Below are 18,377 nucleotides of genomic sequence, written 5' to 3' on the forward strand. Positions count from 1 at the left end.
GCTTCAGGCGCCATCGGCTCGAGGTCATAAGTCAATCCGTCAAGAAGGTTAAAAAGCAACCTTTAGCCGTCTTGTCTTATGCTTGTCGCCGATAACCAGGCGCCTTCCGCTTTTCTATATAATTGTTAATTCTTTAGGAAATTTTGTTAGGGTTTCTATGCCGTTTTCAGTAATCACGACATCGTCTTCAATTCTAACCCCACCTATTTCAGGTATGTAAATTCCAGGTTCAATAGTATATACCATCCCCGGTTGTAATAGCATGTTGTTTGTTGCACTCATTGAAGGATACTCATGTACCTCAATTCCGAGTCCGTGTCCAATTCTATGAGTAAAGTATTTACCATATCCCGCACTAGTAATAATATCACGGGCAGTCTTGTCTACTTTTCCAACTTCAACCCCAGGTTTGCTAGCCTCAAGTGCAGCTAATTCTGCTTTTAAAACTGTTTCATAAATCTGCTGTTGCTGGTCACTTATGTTACCTAATGCTACTGTTCTTGTTATATCTGAGCAATAGCCATCAACAACAACACCTAAGTCAAACAAAATAAAATCTCCTTGCTGGATTTTTTCGGTACTTGGGTTTCCATGAGGAGAAGCTGTTTTCTTTCCTGTTAATACCATTGTTTGGAAAGACATTTGTTGAATCCCTTTTTTCTTGAGTTCATATTCAATAGTAGCCAGAATCTCCATCTCTGTTTTACCCTCTTTAATCTCGGAAACTCCAACTTCAATGCCGTAATCAGCTAGTTCTGCAGCCTGTCGCAAAATGTCAATCTCTTTGCTATCCTTTAACATTCTAAGCGTATTTAATTTTTCTTCTGCACGAATAAACGAAGCATTTGGGTATAACCTCTGAAGTAATTCTAGACGGCTAACATTCAGGTGGTCTTTTTCTACTGCAAGTGAATGGATGTTTATTTTTCTTTTGGCTATGGCAGTAGCTATAAATTCCCACGGATTGTCGGTATCGTTATATCCTATAATTTCATATGTCCAACCTGCGTCTTTTACTTGCTGTGTTTCCATTTGTGGACACACTAGAATAGGTTCTTCTTGCTGAAATACAAGTAACGCTAATAATCTTTCATGAGGGTCACTCAAGAAACCGCTATAATAGAAGACATTTGACGGGTTAGTAACAAAGCACATAGAGATATCTTGCTCCGTTAGCCACTCTGAGAGTAGTTTAAGACGTTGATTCATTTTACAACACCATCCCTTTTGAATATCTTATTAATCTTGAGCCTAGCAGGGAAAGGTGAGAATGTAAACAGTTAATTATGATTATCAACGAAAAATAGTTTGAAAATAACGCCCATAGGATTATACTCATGAGTGTAAGGAGATTTCCATACATATAAAAAAAGGAGGGATTTTTGTGCAAGTATCGTATCATGGCCATTCAGTTGTTGTGATAGAAACGAAAGGTAAAAAATTGATCATCGATCCATTTATTAATGGAAACAATTTAACAGATTTACAAGTGTCAGATTTACAAGTAGATGTGATTTTAATAACACATGGACATAAGGATCATGTTGGTGATACTGTTCAATTAGCTAAAAAAAATGATGCACTTGTTATTGCTCCATACGAATTAGCTACTTTCCTAAGCTGGCAAGGTGCAAAGGTTCACGGTATGCATATTGGTGGGTCTTTTGACTTTGATTTTGGTACTGTCAAGCTAACACAAGCATTTCACGGCTCTAGCTACATAGATGAAGAGAAGAAAGAAATTATTTATACTGGTATGCCTAGTGGTATACTCTTTAGCTCAGAGGGTAAAACCATTTACCATGCAGGAGATACCGCGCTTTTTTCTGACATGAAAATGATTGGTGAGTTGAACAATATAGATGTTGCATTTATTCCGATTGGAGATAATTTCACGATGGGTCCTACTGATGCACTTGTTGCTGCGGAATGGTTGCAGGCAAAGCTCGTTGTGCCAATTCATTTCAATACATTCCCAGTGATTGAACAAAATGCCGAACAATTTGTTAGCCAATTAAAAGGTAATGGAAAAGTATTACAGGTAGGCGAAGGCATTCACGTCTAGATTAAATAACTGTTAATGAACAAAATAAATTAACCATTTGAATAATGGTTTATACATTGAATATTTATAAAGAGTTTGTTTTGAAAGCGATCAAAACAAGCTTTTTTTATTTGCAAAGGAAATGTCTAAATCATAAAGAATATTATATATCAGGGAAAAATCTTTTTCGTAAATCATGTTGCGAATAGCAAAAATAAGGCTAGTTTCATCTAATAACAACCAAAGACTCTTTTTCGAAAACTTGTTGTTTAGTTCATAAAAATTGAGGTTTTAAAAAAGAAAAGAAGCCCTTATATCCTAGAACGAAAAGCAACAATTAATGCGAAAACAGTCATTGAAACGCAAAAAAAGTAGTATTTAGGGGGATAAGATTGACTACTGAAATTATTTTTGCTTCGAAAAAATTGGGGCATATTACTGATACACAGTTACAGTCTATGCTTTATAGATTTGACTTAGGAAAATTTGTCTCTTCAGAAAAAACAGCAAATGGTGTTATGGGACAAACCTTACTTGTTACGTCTACTGAAGGAAGGTTTGTCATCAAGGGAAATCCGCTTTTTTCAGGGCAGTTTACTGAAGAGAAGTTTTTTGTAGAAAATATACGTGATCGAACAGGCATAGCTGTTCCTACACCATATCTTGTTGATGATAATGAAGATATATTTGGTTGGAAGTATGCGATCATGCCATTACTTCCAGGTAAACATTTAGGGGAAGTTAGTAGTAAGCTGTTTTTTGAGGATAAATTTAAAATTGCTGAAGTGATAGCCGAAACGCTTACTGCACTACATAGTTGGAAAGTGAATGCCTTTGGTGAGTTATATACGAAAGATTTCAGCTTACGCGCTTTTGAGGGTACATACAGAATATGGCTATATGACAGAATTATTTACTGGTTGAATGATGCAAAAAAGTGCTCAACTATAACTACTGAAGACATATCGTGGGTAGATGAATTTTTAAAGAGTGCAAAAGAATACTTTGATAGGATCACTTCACCCGCAGTCGTTATGGGTGACTTTAAACCAGAAAACTTTTTGTTACAAACAAATGATAGAGGGTGGAGTATTAGTGGTTTATTTGATTTCACGAACTCCTATTTTGGAGACCCAATCAGACTTAATAAAGATGCTCATACGGTATATTGATAATGGCGAACAGGAAATTGCACGACATTTATTGTCTGTATACCTACATAATGAAGAGGAAAAAGAATCTTATCAACAACGAATAAAAGTTCACATGCTCCAACAAAACGTACTAGATTGGGGATGTGCTAAAGCTATGGGAATGGTTACATGGAAGCATGATCTATCATTTTCTAACTGGGCACAACAATATGTTGAAGCAATAGACGATTTAATAAACTAACAACCCATAGATGTTTTACGTTGGTAACTTGTTCCCCATGTGAAAATAGTAGATATGAAAGAGCCTTTTCCTTTTGTAAATGAGAGGAATTTATCTATTTTATGTATCCACTCGATCACTGCTACTTCTTTTTAGGGCATAAGGTGCATATTAATTAGTACAAACTCTATTTGAAAGGATTGAAACAAATGAAAAATAGATTGCTCCTTTGCCTTCTTATTAGTAGTGCGATCATATATATTGCAGTACCTTCTTTGTCTTTTACAACAGATACCTTGCATGGTGTTTATTCGCTCGTTTGGATTAGCTTTGGGATCATTGTTATAGGTGGGAATTTAGTGGCATTGTTGTATTTGCCAAAGAACAAACCCACCCAAAAGACTAGATTATCTAAAAATCAAGTAAAAAAAGTAAAACAGTACCAATAGCTTCATTGAATCAATTTGCTCACACCTTTATAATAAAGAAAAATAGGGTTTGATAATCCAAGGGGTGTTCATATTTGGTGGTGTTAAAGTGGGATTGTTACAAGCTTCTAGCTGCTACCATCAATGAAACCGAGAAAAAGGGTGAATAAATTGGCTACAAAACATGAACAAATTTTACAATACATTGATAGCTTACCGGTAGGGGAAAAAATTTCAGTTCGCCAAATTGCAAAAGATATGAGTGTAAGTGAGGGAACAGCGTACCGTGCAATAAAGGATGCAGAAAATAAAGGCTATGTGAGTACGATTGAACGTGTCGGAACAATTAGAATTGAACGTAAGAAAAAAGAAAATTTTGAAAAGCTTACATATGCTGAAGTTGTAAATATTGTAGATGGGCAAGTTTTAGGTGGAAGAGAAGGCTTACATAAAACATTGAACAAAATGGTCATCGGAGCAATGAAGCTAGAAGCCATGATGCGATATACTGGGGCAGGAAATCTATTAATAGTTGGAAACCGGACGAAAGCGCATGAACTTGCATTAGAGGCGGGAGCAGCTGTATTAATTACAGGTGGCTTCGATACTGATGATTATGTGAAAAAGCTAGCAGATGAACTACAATTGCCGATCATTTCTAGTAGTTACGATACGTTTACTGTTGCAACAATGATCAATCGAGCCATATATGATCAATTAATTAAAAAAGAAATTGTGTTAGTTGAAGATATATTGACTCCTATCGAAAATACCATTTATTTAAAGGTGGATGATCCGGTTTCAAAATGGTATGAATATAATACTGAGACGAAACATAGTCGATACCCAGTAGTTGATGAACAATTGAAAATTCAAGGCATGGTTACCGCCAAAGACATTATGGGAAGTAACAATGACACGGTGATCGAGAAAATAATGACGAAAAATCCATTGAACGTAAGTGGAAAAACGTCAGTAGCATCATGTTCTCATATGATGGTTTGGGAAGGGATTGAAATGCTCCCTGTTGTGAATCAATCAAATAAGCTTCAAGGTATAATTAGTCGGCAAGATGTGTTAAAAGCATTACAAATGATTCAACGACAACCTCAGATCGGGGAGACGATTGATGATTTAGTGACGAGTCATTTTGTAAACATATCTACTAGTTCAAAAGAAAGTGAACTGTATCGGTGTGAAGTGACACCGCAAATGACAAACCATCTTGGAACAATCTCTTACGGTGTATTTACGACAATCGTAACGGAAGCTGCTAATAGAGTTCTTCGTTCTTTTAAAAAAGGAGATATAGTTGTAGAAAACATTACAATCTATTTCATCAAACCTGTACAAATAGAGAGTATGATTGAAATACGTCCAAAGGTTTTAGAAGTTGGTCGTAAATTCGGGAAAGTAGATGTAGAAGTATACAACGAAGGGGTAGTTGTTGGAAAAGCTTTAATGATGTGTCAACTTATTGACCGGTCATAAATAAGTATAAGTGCTTTACCTTATTGTTGAAGTAATAAGGCAGAAGAGGTTAGAAGTTTGAAAGAATATTTATGACGACCGAATTCTACTAAATATAAACACCTTACATTAAATTTGAAAGGTTATATAGTAATGCCCAAGTATTAAACGAAAGCGGAGATATGCTATCTCCGCTTTCATCCTTTATTTAAGTTCTTCAGCTTCTTTAATCGCTAGTGGTAAAAAATATTTATACGCTCGATACCCTGCCCATATACTACCTCCACCAAACAATATCAATATCGTACCAACAATGAATGTAATCGTTGTTGGGAATAATATTAGTTGGTTAATTGCAAATAATAAAACGAAGGTACCAAGTGCAATACTGGATTTTGCAGATATCCACTGACGTTCAATCGGCCTTTTTGTTCTGAAGTATTTTATTTTATAAAATAAATAAAATGAAATAGATAAAACGATAAATATAACGAATACAGGCATGCAGTTAAACCTCCATCATGTTTGTCCATTATTATTTTAGCGATTAATAGCCTAAAAAGCTACAACTAACTATGCTAAGCCCTTTCATGTTATGATAAAGAAAACCATTGAATGTTAGGAGATACTAATGAAAGATAAAATACTGCAAGCAATAAAACAGTTCGACATAATTATAGTTCATAGGCATGTTCGCCCTGATCCTGATGCATACGGTTCCCAATGTGGGTTGTCAGAAATCATTAGAGCGTCTTTTCCAGAAAAAAAAGTATATTCAGTAGGTAATGAGGAAAAGTCTTTGAACTTTTTAAGTAGATTAGATGACATCACGGATAAGACATATAATGATGCTCTCGTCATAGTATGTGATACTGCAAATGAAGAAAGAATTGATGATACGAGGTATTCTTTAGGAAAGAAGCTAATTAAAATAGATCATCACCCTAATGAAACACCTTATGGTGATATTATTTGGGTAGATACAAGTGCAAGTTCAACGAGTGAAATGATTTATGAGTTTTATAAATATGGTAAAAACGAAGGATTAGTATTAAATAAACAGGCAGCAGAGTTAATATATGCTGGTATTGTAGGAGATACTGGGAGGTTTATGTTTCCTAATACGAACCCAATAACTTTTAAGTATGCAAGTGAACTAATTGAATATGGTTTTTCACTTAATAATCTTTATAATAAGCTATACGAAACGAAACTAAATGTTGCAAAGTTAAATGGTTATGTGTTTCAAAACCTTACTGTGTCAGAAAATGGTGCTGCTTCTGTTATTATAACGAAAGAAATGCTAGATGAATTTGAGGTTACTCCCATGGAAGCTTCTCAATTGGTAAGTACAATCGGACATATTAAAGGGATAAAAGCTTGGGTGTTTTTTGTTGAAGAGGAAGATGTAATTAGGGTACGTCTACGCTCGAAAACGCCTGTGATAAATGGGATAGCGAAGAAATACAATGGTGGGGGGCACCCACTCGCTGCAGGGGCATCAATTTATTCTTGGGATACTATTAATGATGTGTTGGCAGATTTAGAAAAGGTTTGTGCTGAATAAAATAACGGGAATGAATCTCACTCATTCCTGTTATTTGCTTATTTAACGATTTCAATCGTTCCATGAATATATAATGTTGTGAAATATCCAATCTTTTTTATTCTTACTCGGTATGATTTTTCATTAATTGTAAATGGTTTGTTTTCAATTGATTTCTCTAACAAAGTACTATTTTTATAAACTGTTTCAATATCTTTCGCAAGCAAAGAACTTAGCTCTTTTCTTATCTCTTCCTGAATAAAAATGATGCTATTTTGATCTAAGTTAAATTTTTCATGTGCGGTGATGTCTATTATTATTTCTTGTAAAGTGAGTTGTTTTTTATTCTTTTCATTTAACTCCCGATAATCATCCTGCCAAATTTTTATGTCATTATTAAGTTTGATAATTTCTTTTTGCTGACGATCAATCATACTAACTTGTTTTTCCTGTAAAACGCCAAACATATATAAAAAAACTAGCCAGCTAATAATGGCTCCAATAGCTACCCCAGCAAAAAAACGCTGCCAATTCGGCAATTGAAAATGTGGCGGGATCCTCATCGTGATATATGTTCCTGTGTAAACCAATGAATGATTTCCGTCCCGGTTTGTGCGCCCCCCATAGCTGAAACAATAAGTAGAATTTGTTTAAATACATCACGAGTTTCTCCAGAAAATATGCCGCGCTCAAAGCTATAAATCGCATCAAATGTTCCACCAATTGCCGCAACTAATGCCCATATCTTTAATCTGTTTGACAGACGAAACATTTCAGTTAAGGGTGGTTGCCCAGATATAAATGCTCCTAAACCACCAATTAAAGCCCCGCCGAGTAGAACACCGAAGGCTATAAAATAGCTTTTTATAAACATTGGGATAAATGCTTCCTTTAATTCCATACTCATCATCCTTTCGATACATGTATATGGACAAACATTAGGAAATATGTTTTTGATTTGTATAGCTTGGTTACAACAAATATAATTATTAATAGAGGGATTTTAATGAAGCAAGGAACAAAACTGTACTTGTATGGAAGTTCTATATTCTGTTAACAAAAAAAGAAACAACAGCTTCTGTCATTCGATGACTAAGTTAGCTACGTATTTAAATGAACCTGAGTCTACAAGTGCATTTAATTCGGGTTATTTATAAATGAACTCTAAAAGTAATGATGATAAGGTGGGGGTTTCTATGTCTTTTGTTCACCTTCAAATAAAAAGTGCGTACAGCTTATTAAATAGTGCAGCATCAATTGAAAGTTTAGTTATAAAAGCAAAACGTCACGGCTTTAGTGCTTTGGCATTAACAGATGAAAATGTCATGTACGGAGCTGTTTCCTTTTATAAAACATGTTTAAAGCACTCAATAAAACCTATCATTGGTCTTACGGTATCTGTACTTGTAAATGAAAGTTCAGATGAGCCTAGTACTTATCCCTTAGTATTGCTCGCAAAAAATAACAGTGGCTATCAAAACTTAATGAAAATTAGTAGTACAGTATTAACAAAGGCGAAGGACGGTATTCCATTAAAATGGCTGCACCATTATAGACAAGATCTTATTGCAATTACACCTGGTCGTCATGGTGAAATAGAACAATTGTTACTTAATAATGAGGTTGAAAAAGCAAGAGAACGTGCTAATTTCTACAAAGGTTTTTTTGCTAATAATTGCTTTTTCTTTTCAATTCAACAACATAGACAACATGATCGGGAATTAACTGAAAAGCTAGTAACGTTAAGTAAAGATGTTGATCTCAGTGTTGTTGCAACAAATGATGTACATTATACAGAAAAGAAAGATGCTATTGCTTATGATTGCTTAACAGCTATTAAACAAGGGGTAAAATTATCAGACGATCATTTATCAAAACTACCTTCAAATGAGTATTATTTAAAGAGTCCAGAAGAGATGCTTGAACTTTTTAATAGCTACCCAAGCGCAGTAGCAAATTCTGTTGAAATAGCTAATAGATGTAATGTTGAGATAGCACTTGGTACAACGCAATTGCCAAGGTTTCCTGTTCCAGATGGCAAGCAGTCGAATGATTACTTAGCTTCTTTATGTTTGAAAGGGTTAAAGGAGCGTTATTTAGAGCCGTCAGACGAACATTATGACCGCCTAATGTATGAATTAGAAATTATAAATAGAATGAAATTTAGCGATTATTTTTTAATCGTTTGGGACTTTATGAAGTATGCGCAACATAACGGTATCCTAACAGGTCCAGGGAGAGGGTCTGCCGCTGGTTCGCTAGTTGCATATGTCTTATACATAACTAATATAGATCCAATAAAGCATCAGTTGTTGTTTGAGAGGTTTTTAAATCCACAAAGGGTTACGATGCCTGATATAGATATTGACTTTCCAGATACCCGTCGTGACGAGATGATCCATTATGTAAAGAATAAGTACGGGCAATTACATGTCGCTCAAATCATTACATTTGGTACGCTTGGTGCAAGAGCAGCATTACGTGATGTCGGAAGAGTAGTGGGGGCATCACCAAAAGAAGTGGACTTTTTAGCTAAAAAAATACCGATGAAGCAAGGAATCACACTTGAGGAGGCGTATCGTCAATCTTCTGAGTTTAGGGAGCGTATACAACAAACCGATGTGGCGAAAAGAATATATGAAATAGCGTTAACAATAGAAGGCTTACCACGACATACATCTACTCATGCTGCGGGTGTAATTATAAGTGATCGACAATTAACGAATATCATTCCCATTCAAGAAGGTCATGCAGATGTATATTTAACACAGTATCCAATGGATATTTTAGAGGATATTGGTCTACTAAAGATGGATTTTTTAGGCTTACGTAACCTTACATTGATAGAAAATATTATAACTATGGTTGAAAGAAAGACTGGGAATAACATTAACCTAGATCAAACTCCAATGGATGATAAGGTCACATACTCTCTCCTTAGTCAAGGGCAAACGACAGGTGTTTTTCAGCTTGAATCCGAAGGCATGAGGCAGGTGCTCAAAAGATTGAAGCCGAGTAGCTTTGAGGATATTGTTGCTGTAAATGCACTATATAGACCTGGACCAATGGATAACATACCGATTTATATTGACAGGAAGCATAATAAGTCTCCAATTTCATATCCGCATCCTGATTTAGAGTCTATATTAGCTAAGACGTACGGTGTGATTGTGTATCAAGAACAAATTATGCAAATTGCTGCGGTAATGGCAGGATTTTCGTTAGGTGAAGCGGATCTATTAAGAAGGGCAGTATCAAAGAAGAAAAAGGATGTATTAGACGAAGAAAGGGAACACTTTGTCAATGGCAGCGTTAGCAAAGGATACTCTGTGTCGGTTGCAAATTCTATTTATGATTTAATAGTTCGCTTTGCTAATTATGGATTTAATAGAAGTCACTCAGTTGCATATAGCATGATTGCGTATCATTTAGCTTATCTAAAAGCAAATTATCCAATCTATTTTTATGCATCAATCTTAACAAGCGTCATAAGTAAGGATGATAAGCTCGCTTCCTATATTAGAGAAGCAAAGCAGCAAGGCATAAAAATATTACCACCATCCATAAATCACAGCTTCTTTGGTTTTTCAGTTGAAAAACATGGACTTAGGTTTGGACTAGCTGCTATTCACCATGTTGGAGGAGCTGCTTTAAAAGAAATCTTTCGTAGCCGAAAACAAAAAAAGTTTAGTGATCTATTCGATTTTTGCATACGAACTTCCGCGAAGCAAATTAATAGACAAACGATAGAGTCATTAGTAATGGCAGGTTGCTTTGATGAGTTTGGAGAAAACAGAGCTACTATATTAGCTAGTATAGATATTGCATTAGAGCATGCTGAACTAGTTAGACCAGATAGCAAAGATCAAATTGAGTTATTTCATGAGGAGTTTATGCTCAAGCCAAAATATGCTCAAGTTGCAGAATTATCCGAAGATCAAATGTTAAAGCTGGAGAAAGAAGCTGTTGGATTCTATCTCTCAAGATATCCAACAACTATGTATGAAGATTTATTCTTCTCCATACGTACGAAAAAAATTCATCAGCTTGCAGATAATAAATCAAATGAATTAGTGAAATTAGGTGTATATATTACAAATGATCGAGTGATACGTACAAAAAAAGGGGAAGTAATGTCATTTTATACATTTAGTGATGATTCAGGAGATGTTGATGCGGTTGCGTTTCCGGCTGTTTATAAACAATATAGTAATATTCTACACAAGGGCAGTATCGTGGTCGTAGAAGGGAAATGTGAAAGAAGGTTAGAAAAGCTACAAATTATTATTAAAACCGTTTATACAATGGATGAAATGATAAAGTCATCTTCTAATAAGTCTCTTTATTTGAGATTTGAAGACACACAAATGGCTGAAGGGAAAGTTCAAGAAATAAAAAATATATTATCAACATTCCCTGGAGAAACTGCGGTACTTATATATTATGAAAGGGAACAAAGAACAATTCGCCTACCTGAAGAATTTTTGGTAGACCCTTCAGAAGAATGTATAGAGCAGATGACCAAGGTATTGGGTGAAAGAAACGTTGTTTTAAAATGATATACTTCTTTACTTCTATCACTATTATGTTATATTGTATAGGTATCATTGGTCAGACCAATCTACTGTCGTTTGTGAGATGAGTTCTATTAGCATATTGAAAGAAGCGGTAGCTAATAAAACAATAGGTACATTGCGTGGCAGTAAGAGAGGTAGTTTTTTGCTATATATTTCGCTAACTTTGTAGTACATTAAGGAGTGAAATGACATGTCATTAAGAGAAGAAGCATTACATATGCATAGTATTCATAGAGGAAAGTTAGAGTCCAAATCTAAAGTTCCTGTTCGAAATGCAAAGGATTTAAGCTTAGCCTATTCACCTGGTGTAGCAGAACCTTGTAAGGATATTTATGATGATGTACAAAAAGTCTATGAATATACGATGAAGGGAAATATGGTTGCTGTAGTCTCTGACGGTACAGCTGTATTGGGGCTTGGTAACATTGGACCAGAAGCAGCTATGCCTGTCATGGAAGGGAAAGCCGTACTTTTCAAAAGCTTTGCTGGAGTTGACGCCTTTCCAATTTGTTTGAACACAACAGATGTTGATAAAATTGTTGAAACAGTGAAATTATTAGAACCGACATTCGGTGGGGTTAACCTTGAAGATATCGCAGCTCCAAATTGTTTCATCATTGAAGAACGCTTAAAGAAAGAAACGAATATCCCTATTTTCCATGATGACCAGCACGGAACAGCTATTGTTACAGTAGCCGGTTTGGTGAATGCACTTAAATTAGTTGGGAAAAAGATGTCTGAGATTAAAGTAGTAGCTAATGGAGCAGGTGCAGCTGGAATAGCAATTATCAAATTATTATATAACTTTGGTGTAAGAGATATAGTGATGTGCGATTCTAAAGGTGCTATATTTGAAGGTAGATCGTACGGGATGAACAATGTAAAAAATGAAGTAGCGAAGTACACTAATCGGGAAAAAATGGAGGGAACATTAGCCGATGTAATCAAAGGTGCTGATGTTTTTATAGGTGTTTCTGTTGAAGGTGCACTAACTAAGGAAATGATTCAAAATATGGATGATGATCCAATTATATTTGCAATGGCAAATCCTAATCCTGAAATAATGCCTGATCAGGCGAAGGAAGCTGGAGCAAAGGTTGTTGGAACAGGTCGATCTGATTTTCCAAATCAAGTAAATAACGTCTTAGCCTTTCCTGGAATTTTTCGAGGTGCGCTAGATATTCGTGCTACACACATAAATGAGCAAATGAAGATCGCTGCTGTTAAAGCGATTGCAAGACTTGTTTCAGACGAAGATCTACATGCAGACTATGTCATTCCAGCCCCATTTGATCCTAGAGTAGCTCCAATGGTTGCTGCAGCTGTTGCAAAAGCTGCAATGGAAACAGGTGTAGCACGTATCAAATTAGATCCAGAGAGTATTGCAGAAAAAACCCGCAAACTTTCAATTATTGGTAATGAATAATAATGTCATCAAGGTCAAAAGTTTATATAGAAATTGTTCATCAATTACAATGCATAATTACAGAAGATAGATTGACAGCTGGTGATAAAATCCCATCAGAACGTGAGCTTGCTGTTAGATTAAAGGCAGGCCGTTCTTCTGTACGTGAGGCACTGAGAGCGTTAGAATTATTAGGTATTATTGAAACACGACAGGGTGAAGGAACGTTCATCAAAGAATTTGGTGACCATAGCCTTATTGAGTTAATTGGAAGCTTTATTTTACAGGATGATAAGGCTAAAGAAGATATACTAGAAACAAAATATTTACTTGAGCGCAATTCTATTTTTTTATGTTGCAAAGTAAGTAATAAAAGCTATTTACAATGTTTGAAGTCGTTAACTTCTGGTAATAACTTTGATCATGATCAATTTATGAAAACGGTTGTAGAAGCGACTAATAATAGGCTGCTGCTAAGAATTTGGCTAGTGTTATTTGATTATTATAAGTTGGAATATCATTCTTATAACCTTCCGTTAGACTATTATACAGAACTCATAAATGCACTTGAGGAAGAAAAAGTAGACTTAGCACTTAGCATTTATGAAAGCATAGCTGTAAAACAATTGTCGATAGATGCATGACAAACTTTGACAAAATTATTTATCACATTTAGTTAAAGTAGAGGTAGTATATAGAATTTGGTAAAGGGGATTTACACAATGCTTAAGGATTTTTTTGTAAAAAAGAAAAAGTATGCATCCATTCCCTCAGAGCAAGCAAAACAAGATGTGCCCGAAGGTATCATGACAAAATGTCCAAGCTGTAAAAAAATTATGTATACAAAAGAATTAAACAAAAATTTACGTGTATGCTTAAATTGTGATCACCATCATAGAATGACAGCTTTCGAAAGAATTGGCAGTTTGATAGATGAAGGGACTTTTCGTGAGTATGATCAAGGCTTGATCTCAGATAATCCACTAAACTTTCCTGGATATGAAGAAAAGATAGAAAAAGATCGTATCAAAACAGGTCTTAACGAAGGTATAGTTACTGGTGAGGGAGAAATTAGTGGCTTTAAAACAGTTATAGCTGTTATGGATTCACACTTTCGAATGGGTAGTATGGGGTCTGTAATTGGAGAAAAAATTACTCTTGCTATTGAAAAGGCCATGGAGCTGAATGTACCTTTTATTATATTTACTACTTCAGGTGGTGCGAGAATGCAGGAGGGTGTATTAAGTTTAATGCAAATGGCTAAAACAAGTGCAGCCCTTAAACTTTTTAGTGATCAAGGAGGACTCATTATATCTGTAATGACAGATCCTACAACCGGCGGGGTTTCAGCGAGTTTTGCATCTTTAGGAGATTATAATTTTGCTGAACCAGGTGCTTTAATAGGATTTGCTGGTAGACGTATTATAGAGCAAACAATACGAGAAGAGCTTCCGGAGGATTTTCAAACTGCTGAATTTTTATTGGAAAAAGGGCAGCTTGATGCTGTAGTACATCGGCAAAATATGAAAGAAACTTTAGAGAATGTACTATCCATACATATGGGAGGTGATTTGGAATGGTAGCTGAGTTAGAATTTGAACGCCCTGTAATTGAACTAACTAAAAAAATTGCTGAACTGAAGGAATTTACACAAAACTCTGATGTAGATTTATCTGCTGAAATTGAAAAACTTGAGCAGCGGTTAAAGAAATTAGAAAGTGAAATATATGGAAATATGAAAACGTGGGATCGGGTTCAAATAGCTCGTCACCCAAATCGCCCAACAACGTTAGATTATATTGAACGTTTATTTACTAATTTTATGGAGTGTCATGGAGACCGATATTTTGGAGATGATGGTGCAATCGTCGGAGGAATAGCAAAATATTATGGGCTTCCTGTAACTGTTATAGGGCATCAACGGGGTAAAGATACGAAAGAAAATATTCGTAGAAATTTTGGAATGCCTCATCCAGAGGGATACCGTAAAGCATTACGTTTAATGAAACAGGCAGAAAAATTTCAGCGCACGATCGTTTGTTTTATTGATACTAAAGGTGCTTACCCAGGGAAAGCTGCTGAAGAAAGAGGACAGAGTGAAGCGATTGCAAAGAACTTATTTGAAATGGCTGGATTAACAGTCCCGGTTGTTTGTATTGTCATTGGAGAAGGTGGAAGTGGAGGAGCATTAGGGATTGGAGTGGGAAACCATATTCATATGTTAGAGAATTCAACATATTCAGTAATCACTCCAGAAGGTGCCGCATCTATTTTATGGAAGGATGCAGCGCTAGCCAAAAAAGCTGCTGAATCGATGAAGATTACTGCACCAGATTTAAAGGAGTTAGGTGTTATTGACGAAATTATTCCTGAAATTAAAGGTGGAGCTCACCGAGATGTTGATGAGCAAGCTAAGCTAATTGATGTAGTTTTAAAGCAATCAATTAGTGAACTAAAGGAATTAGATCCCGCAGCCTTGGTTCAGGAAAGGTATAGAAAATACAAAACTATCGGACAAATTTCTTATGAAAACGGTTACGTAGAGGTAAAATAATGCAACGTGCATCCTAAATCAATTTTGGATGCACGTTTTCCTTTTTTTTTCACATTTGTGATATTGTTTTCATCGTAATGAAATGTTATTTTAAGAATACTTAGGTTCTGATGATGGAGGTCGGATGTATTTTTTTGTAAATCTCGCCTTCTCTTCTCAAGGCCGTTCATACAAATAAATGAGGTGAGACGTAATGAAAAGAATTGGTGTGTTAACGAGTGGTGGAGACTCCCCAGGAATGAATGCGGCAGTTAGAGCAGTTGTTAGAAAAGCCATTTATCATAATGTTGAAGTATATGGAGTGTACCAAGGCTATGCTGGTTTAATGAGTGGTAATATTAAAAAGTTAGAACTTGGTTCCGTAGGAGATATCATTCATCGAGGTGGAACAATGCTCTATTCTGCAAGGTGTGAAGAGTTCAAAACACCCGAAGGGCAGAAACAAGGTATTGAGCAGTTAAATAAGCATGGGATTGAAGGGCTTGTTGTTGTTGGTGGAGATGGATCGTATAGAGGAGCAAAAGCGCTAACTGAGCATGGTTACCCTTGTGTAGGCGTACCTGGAACGATTGATAATGATATTCCTGGAACTGATTTTACTATCGGGTTTGACACTGCATTAAATACTGTAATAGATGCGATAGATAAGATTCGTGATACTGCTACTTCTCATGAACGTACCTATGTAATCGAAGTAATGGGAAGGTTAGCAGGTGATATAGCGTTATGGGCTGGCTTAGCAGGTGGAGCAGAAACAATTCTAATACCTGAAGCAAACTATGACATGAATGAGATTACTGATAGATTAAGAAGTGGACATGAACGAGGTAAGAAGCATAGTATCATTATCGTTGCAGAGGGTGTAGGCAGTGGTGTTGATATCGGTAATAAGATTCAAGAGGAAACTGACTTTGAAACACGTGTGTCTGTATTAGGACATATTCAACGTGGTGGATCACCTACTGCATTTGACAGGGTATTAGCAAGCCGACTAGGTGCGAAATCTGTAGAGCTTTTATTGGCTGGTAAAGGTGGCCGTGCTGTCGGTATTCAAAATAATAAACTCGTCGATCATGATATTATCGAAGCGTTGGCACAGCAACATCATATTGATGAAGATATGTATAAATTATCAAAAGAATTATCAATATAGAAAGAAAATTACTATTGGGGGTAGAAATTGATGAGAAAAACAAAGATTGTATGTACGATTGGTCCGGCTAGTGAAAGTATAGATAAGTTAGTTGAGTTAATGGAAACAGGGATGAACGTAACTAGATTGAATTTTTCACATGGTGATTTTGAGGAGCATGGAGCACGTATAAAAAATATTCGTGAAGCAGCCAAAAAGACTGGAAAAAATATAGCTATTCTTCTCGATACGAAGGGTCCGGAAATTAGAACACACACGATGGAAAGTGGTGCAATTGAGTTAATTGATGGTTCTGAAGTCATTATTTCAATGGAAGAGGTTATTGGTACACCTCAAAAGTTTTCTATCACTTATCCAGGTTTAATTGAAGATGTTGAAGTTGGTTCTAAAATTTTACTAGATGATGGTTTAATTGGCCTTGAAGTAATTGCAATTAATGCAGAACTTGGGGAAATAACAACAAAAGTATTAAATAAAGGTGTATTAAAGAATAAAAAAGGGGTAAATGTTCCAGGGGTTAAGGTGAAATTACCAGGAATTACTGATAAAGATGCTAACGATATCATTTTTGGTATCGAACAAGGTGTAGATTTTATTGCTGCTTCTTTTGTTCGCCGTGCTAGTGATGTTCTAGATATTCGTGAGTTATTAGAAAAACATGATGCACCAAATATACAAATTATACCAAAAATTGAAAACCAAGAAGGCGTAGATAATATCGACGATATACTTGAGGTTTCAGACGGATTAATGGTAGCTCGTGGAGATTTAGGGGTTGAAATACCAGCAGAAGAAGTTCCTCTTGTACAAAAAGAACTTATTAAAAAATGTAATGAGCTTGGAAAGCCTGTTATCACAGCAACTCAAATGTTAGATTCTATGCAACGAAATCCAAGACCTACGCGTGCTGAGGCGAGTGATGTTGCAAATGCCATTTTTGATGGTACTGATGCAATCATGTTATCTGGGGAAACTGCAGCTGGAACGTATCCAGTAGAAGCTGTAGGTACAATGCACAGCATTGCATCCCGTGCAGAAACGGCATTGGAATACTCGCAAATTTTAGCGAAGCGTAGTAAACAAACAAATCCAACGATCCCTGATGCTCTTAGCCAATCGGTTGCTCATACTGCACTTAATTTGGGAGTTAATGCGATTATTGCTCCAACAGCGAGTGGCTATACTGCTAGAATGATTTCTAAATATCGTCCAAAAGCACCAATTATTGCAGTAACAGGAGATAAATCTACTTCTCGTAAGCTTGCTCTTACTTGGGGTGTCTATCCAATAACGGCTAAACAAGCGAACTCAACAGACGAAATGCTTGAAGTAGCTGTCCAGGCATCATTAGACTCTAAACTTATTTCATGCGGTGATTTAGTCGTAATTACAGCAGGTGTTCCAACTGGTGAAAAAGGTGCTACCAACTTAATGAAAATCCATGTGGTAGGCAATGTTATTGCTAAAGGACAAGGTGTAGGTCGTAAATCAGCATTTGGAAAAGCGGTTGTCGTATCTAGTCAAAAAGATGCTAAACAAAAAATGACAGAGGGAGCTATATTAGTTACTCAATGTACAGATGCTGATATGATGTCATCTTTAGAAATGGCTTCAGCTATTATTACTGAAGAAGGTGGCCTTACAAGTCATGCAGCAGTAGTTGGACTGAGCTTAGGTATACCTGTCATCGTTGGTGTGGAAAATGCGACTAAGATTATTAAAGATGGAAATGAAATAACTGTTGATGGCGGCTTAGGAACTATTTATGAAGGAAGAACTAGTGTATTATAAATTCATTACTGGAGAAGGTGTTATACCTTCTCTTT

General features: G+C 35.9%; 16 protein-coding genes. 12 read left to right on the forward strand and 4 right to left on the reverse strand.

Annotation, left to right across the window (positions count from 1 at the left end; genetic code table 11):
* Positions 1 to 114: 114 nt before the first annotated feature.
* A complete protein-coding gene (locus tag SLH52_RS02060; RefSeq protein ID WP_320207649.1) occupies positions 115 to 1,209 on the reverse strand; it encodes a Xaa-Pro peptidase family protein in 1,095 nt (364 codons plus the stop codon).
* Positions 1,210 to 1,384: 175 nt separating this feature from the next.
* Between SLH52_RS02060 and SLH52_RS02065 the strand changes: the two genes are divergently transcribed.
* From SLH52_RS02065 to SLH52_RS02080, 4 genes are all read left to right on the forward strand, one after another.
* Positions 1,385 to 2,065, forward strand: a complete 681-nt coding sequence (locus SLH52_RS02065) for a metal-dependent hydrolase (RefSeq protein ID WP_320207650.1) — start codon at positions 1,385 to 1,387, stop codon at positions 2,063 to 2,065.
* Positions 2,066 to 2,436: 371 nt separating this feature from the next.
* A complete protein-coding gene (locus SLH52_RS02070; protein WP_320207651.1) occupies positions 2,437 to 3,216 on the forward strand; it encodes an aminoglycoside phosphotransferase family protein in 780 nt (259 codons plus the stop codon).
* 31 nt (positions 3,217 to 3,247) lie between these two features.
* The gene (locus SLH52_RS02075; protein ID WP_320207652.1) at positions 3,248 to 3,439 is read left to right on the forward strand and encodes a hypothetical protein; all 192 of its coding nucleotides are present in this window, start codon (positions 3,248 to 3,250) and stop codon (positions 3,437 to 3,439) included.
* 578 nt (positions 3,440 to 4,017) lie between these two features.
* Positions 4,018 to 5,337 (forward strand): CBS domain-containing protein, encoded by a 1,320-nt coding sequence (locus SLH52_RS02080; RefSeq protein WP_320207653.1) that lies wholly within the window; start codon positions 4,018 to 4,020, stop codon positions 5,335 to 5,337.
* A gap of 183 nt (positions 5,338 to 5,520) precedes the next feature.
* On the opposite strand, the gene SLH52_RS02085 is transcribed toward SLH52_RS02080, so the two are convergent.
* On the reverse strand, positions 5,521 to 5,820 hold the full coding sequence (locus tag SLH52_RS02085; RefSeq protein WP_320207654.1) for a YtpI family protein: 300 nt from the start codon (positions 5,818 to 5,820) through the stop codon (positions 5,521 to 5,523).
* Between the two features lie 127 nt (positions 5,821 to 5,947).
* On the opposite strand from SLH52_RS02085, the gene SLH52_RS02090 reads away from it, so the two are divergent.
* Positions 5,948 to 6,883, forward strand: coding sequence for a bifunctional oligoribonuclease/PAP phosphatase NrnA (locus SLH52_RS02090; RefSeq protein WP_320207655.1), 936 nt, complete (start codon positions 5,948 to 5,950; stop codon positions 6,881 to 6,883).
* 38 nt (positions 6,884 to 6,921) lie between these two features.
* Here the strand turns inward: SLH52_RS02090 and ytrI are convergent, their stop codons facing one another.
* Positions 6,922 to 7,425 carry a sporulation membrane protein YtrI gene (gene ytrI / locus SLH52_RS02095; protein ID WP_320207656.1) on the reverse strand — a complete coding sequence of 168 codons (504 nt, stop codon included), beginning with the start codon at positions 7,423 to 7,425 and terminating at the stop codon, positions 6,922 to 6,924.
* Positions 7,422 to 7,763 carry a YtrH family sporulation protein gene (locus SLH52_RS02100; RefSeq protein WP_214481611.1) on the reverse strand — a complete coding sequence of 114 codons (342 nt, stop codon included), beginning with the start codon at positions 7,761 to 7,763 and terminating at the stop codon, positions 7,422 to 7,424. The genes ytrI and SLH52_RS02100 overlap by 4 nt, the downstream gene beginning before the upstream one ends.
* A gap of 295 nt (positions 7,764 to 8,058) precedes the next feature.
* On the opposite strand from SLH52_RS02100, the gene dnaE reads away from it, so the two are divergent.
* The 7 genes from dnaE to pyk all read left to right on the forward strand — a co-directional run bounded on the left by dnaE (position 8,059) and on the right by pyk (position 18,342).
* Complete coding sequence (gene dnaE / locus SLH52_RS02105) at positions 8,059 to 11,421, forward strand: DNA polymerase III subunit alpha (RefSeq protein WP_320207657.1); 3,363 nt, start codon at positions 8,059 to 8,061, stop codon at positions 11,419 to 11,421.
* Positions 11,422 to 11,629: 208 nt separating this feature from the next.
* The gene (locus tag SLH52_RS02110) at positions 11,630 to 12,865 is read left to right on the forward strand and encodes an NADP-dependent malic enzyme (RefSeq protein WP_320207658.1); all 1,236 of its coding nucleotides are present in this window, start codon (positions 11,630 to 11,632) and stop codon (positions 12,863 to 12,865) included.
* A 2-nt stretch (positions 12,866 to 12,867) separates the two neighbouring features.
* A complete protein-coding gene (locus SLH52_RS02115; RefSeq protein WP_320207659.1) occupies positions 12,868 to 13,488 on the forward strand; it encodes a FadR/GntR family transcriptional regulator in 621 nt (206 codons plus the stop codon).
* Positions 13,489 to 13,566: 78 nt separating this feature from the next.
* Positions 13,567 to 14,427, forward strand: coding sequence for an acetyl-CoA carboxylase, carboxyltransferase subunit beta (gene accD / locus SLH52_RS02120; RefSeq protein ID WP_320207660.1), 861 nt, complete (start codon positions 13,567 to 13,569; stop codon positions 14,425 to 14,427).
* Positions 14,421 to 15,398, forward strand: a complete 978-nt coding sequence (accA, locus tag SLH52_RS02125; protein ID WP_320207661.1) for an acetyl-CoA carboxylase carboxyl transferase subunit alpha — start codon at positions 14,421 to 14,423, stop codon at positions 15,396 to 15,398. The genes accD and accA overlap by 7 nt, the downstream gene beginning before the upstream one ends.
* A gap of 193 nt (positions 15,399 to 15,591) precedes the next feature.
* Positions 15,592 to 16,551 (forward strand): 6-phosphofructokinase, encoded by a 960-nt coding sequence (gene pfkA / locus SLH52_RS02130; RefSeq protein WP_320207662.1) that lies wholly within the window; start codon positions 15,592 to 15,594, stop codon positions 16,549 to 16,551.
* Positions 16,552 to 16,581: 30 nt separating this feature from the next.
* Complete coding sequence (gene pyk, locus SLH52_RS02135) at positions 16,582 to 18,342, forward strand: pyruvate kinase (RefSeq protein ID WP_320207663.1); 1,761 nt, start codon at positions 16,582 to 16,584, stop codon at positions 18,340 to 18,342.
* Positions 18,343 to 18,377 lie beyond the last annotated feature (35 nt).

The sequence above is a fragment of the Cytobacillus sp. IB215665 genome (genome assembly GCF_033963835.1).
Classification (GTDB): Bacteria; Bacillota; Bacilli; order Bacillales; family SM2101; genus Nanhaiella.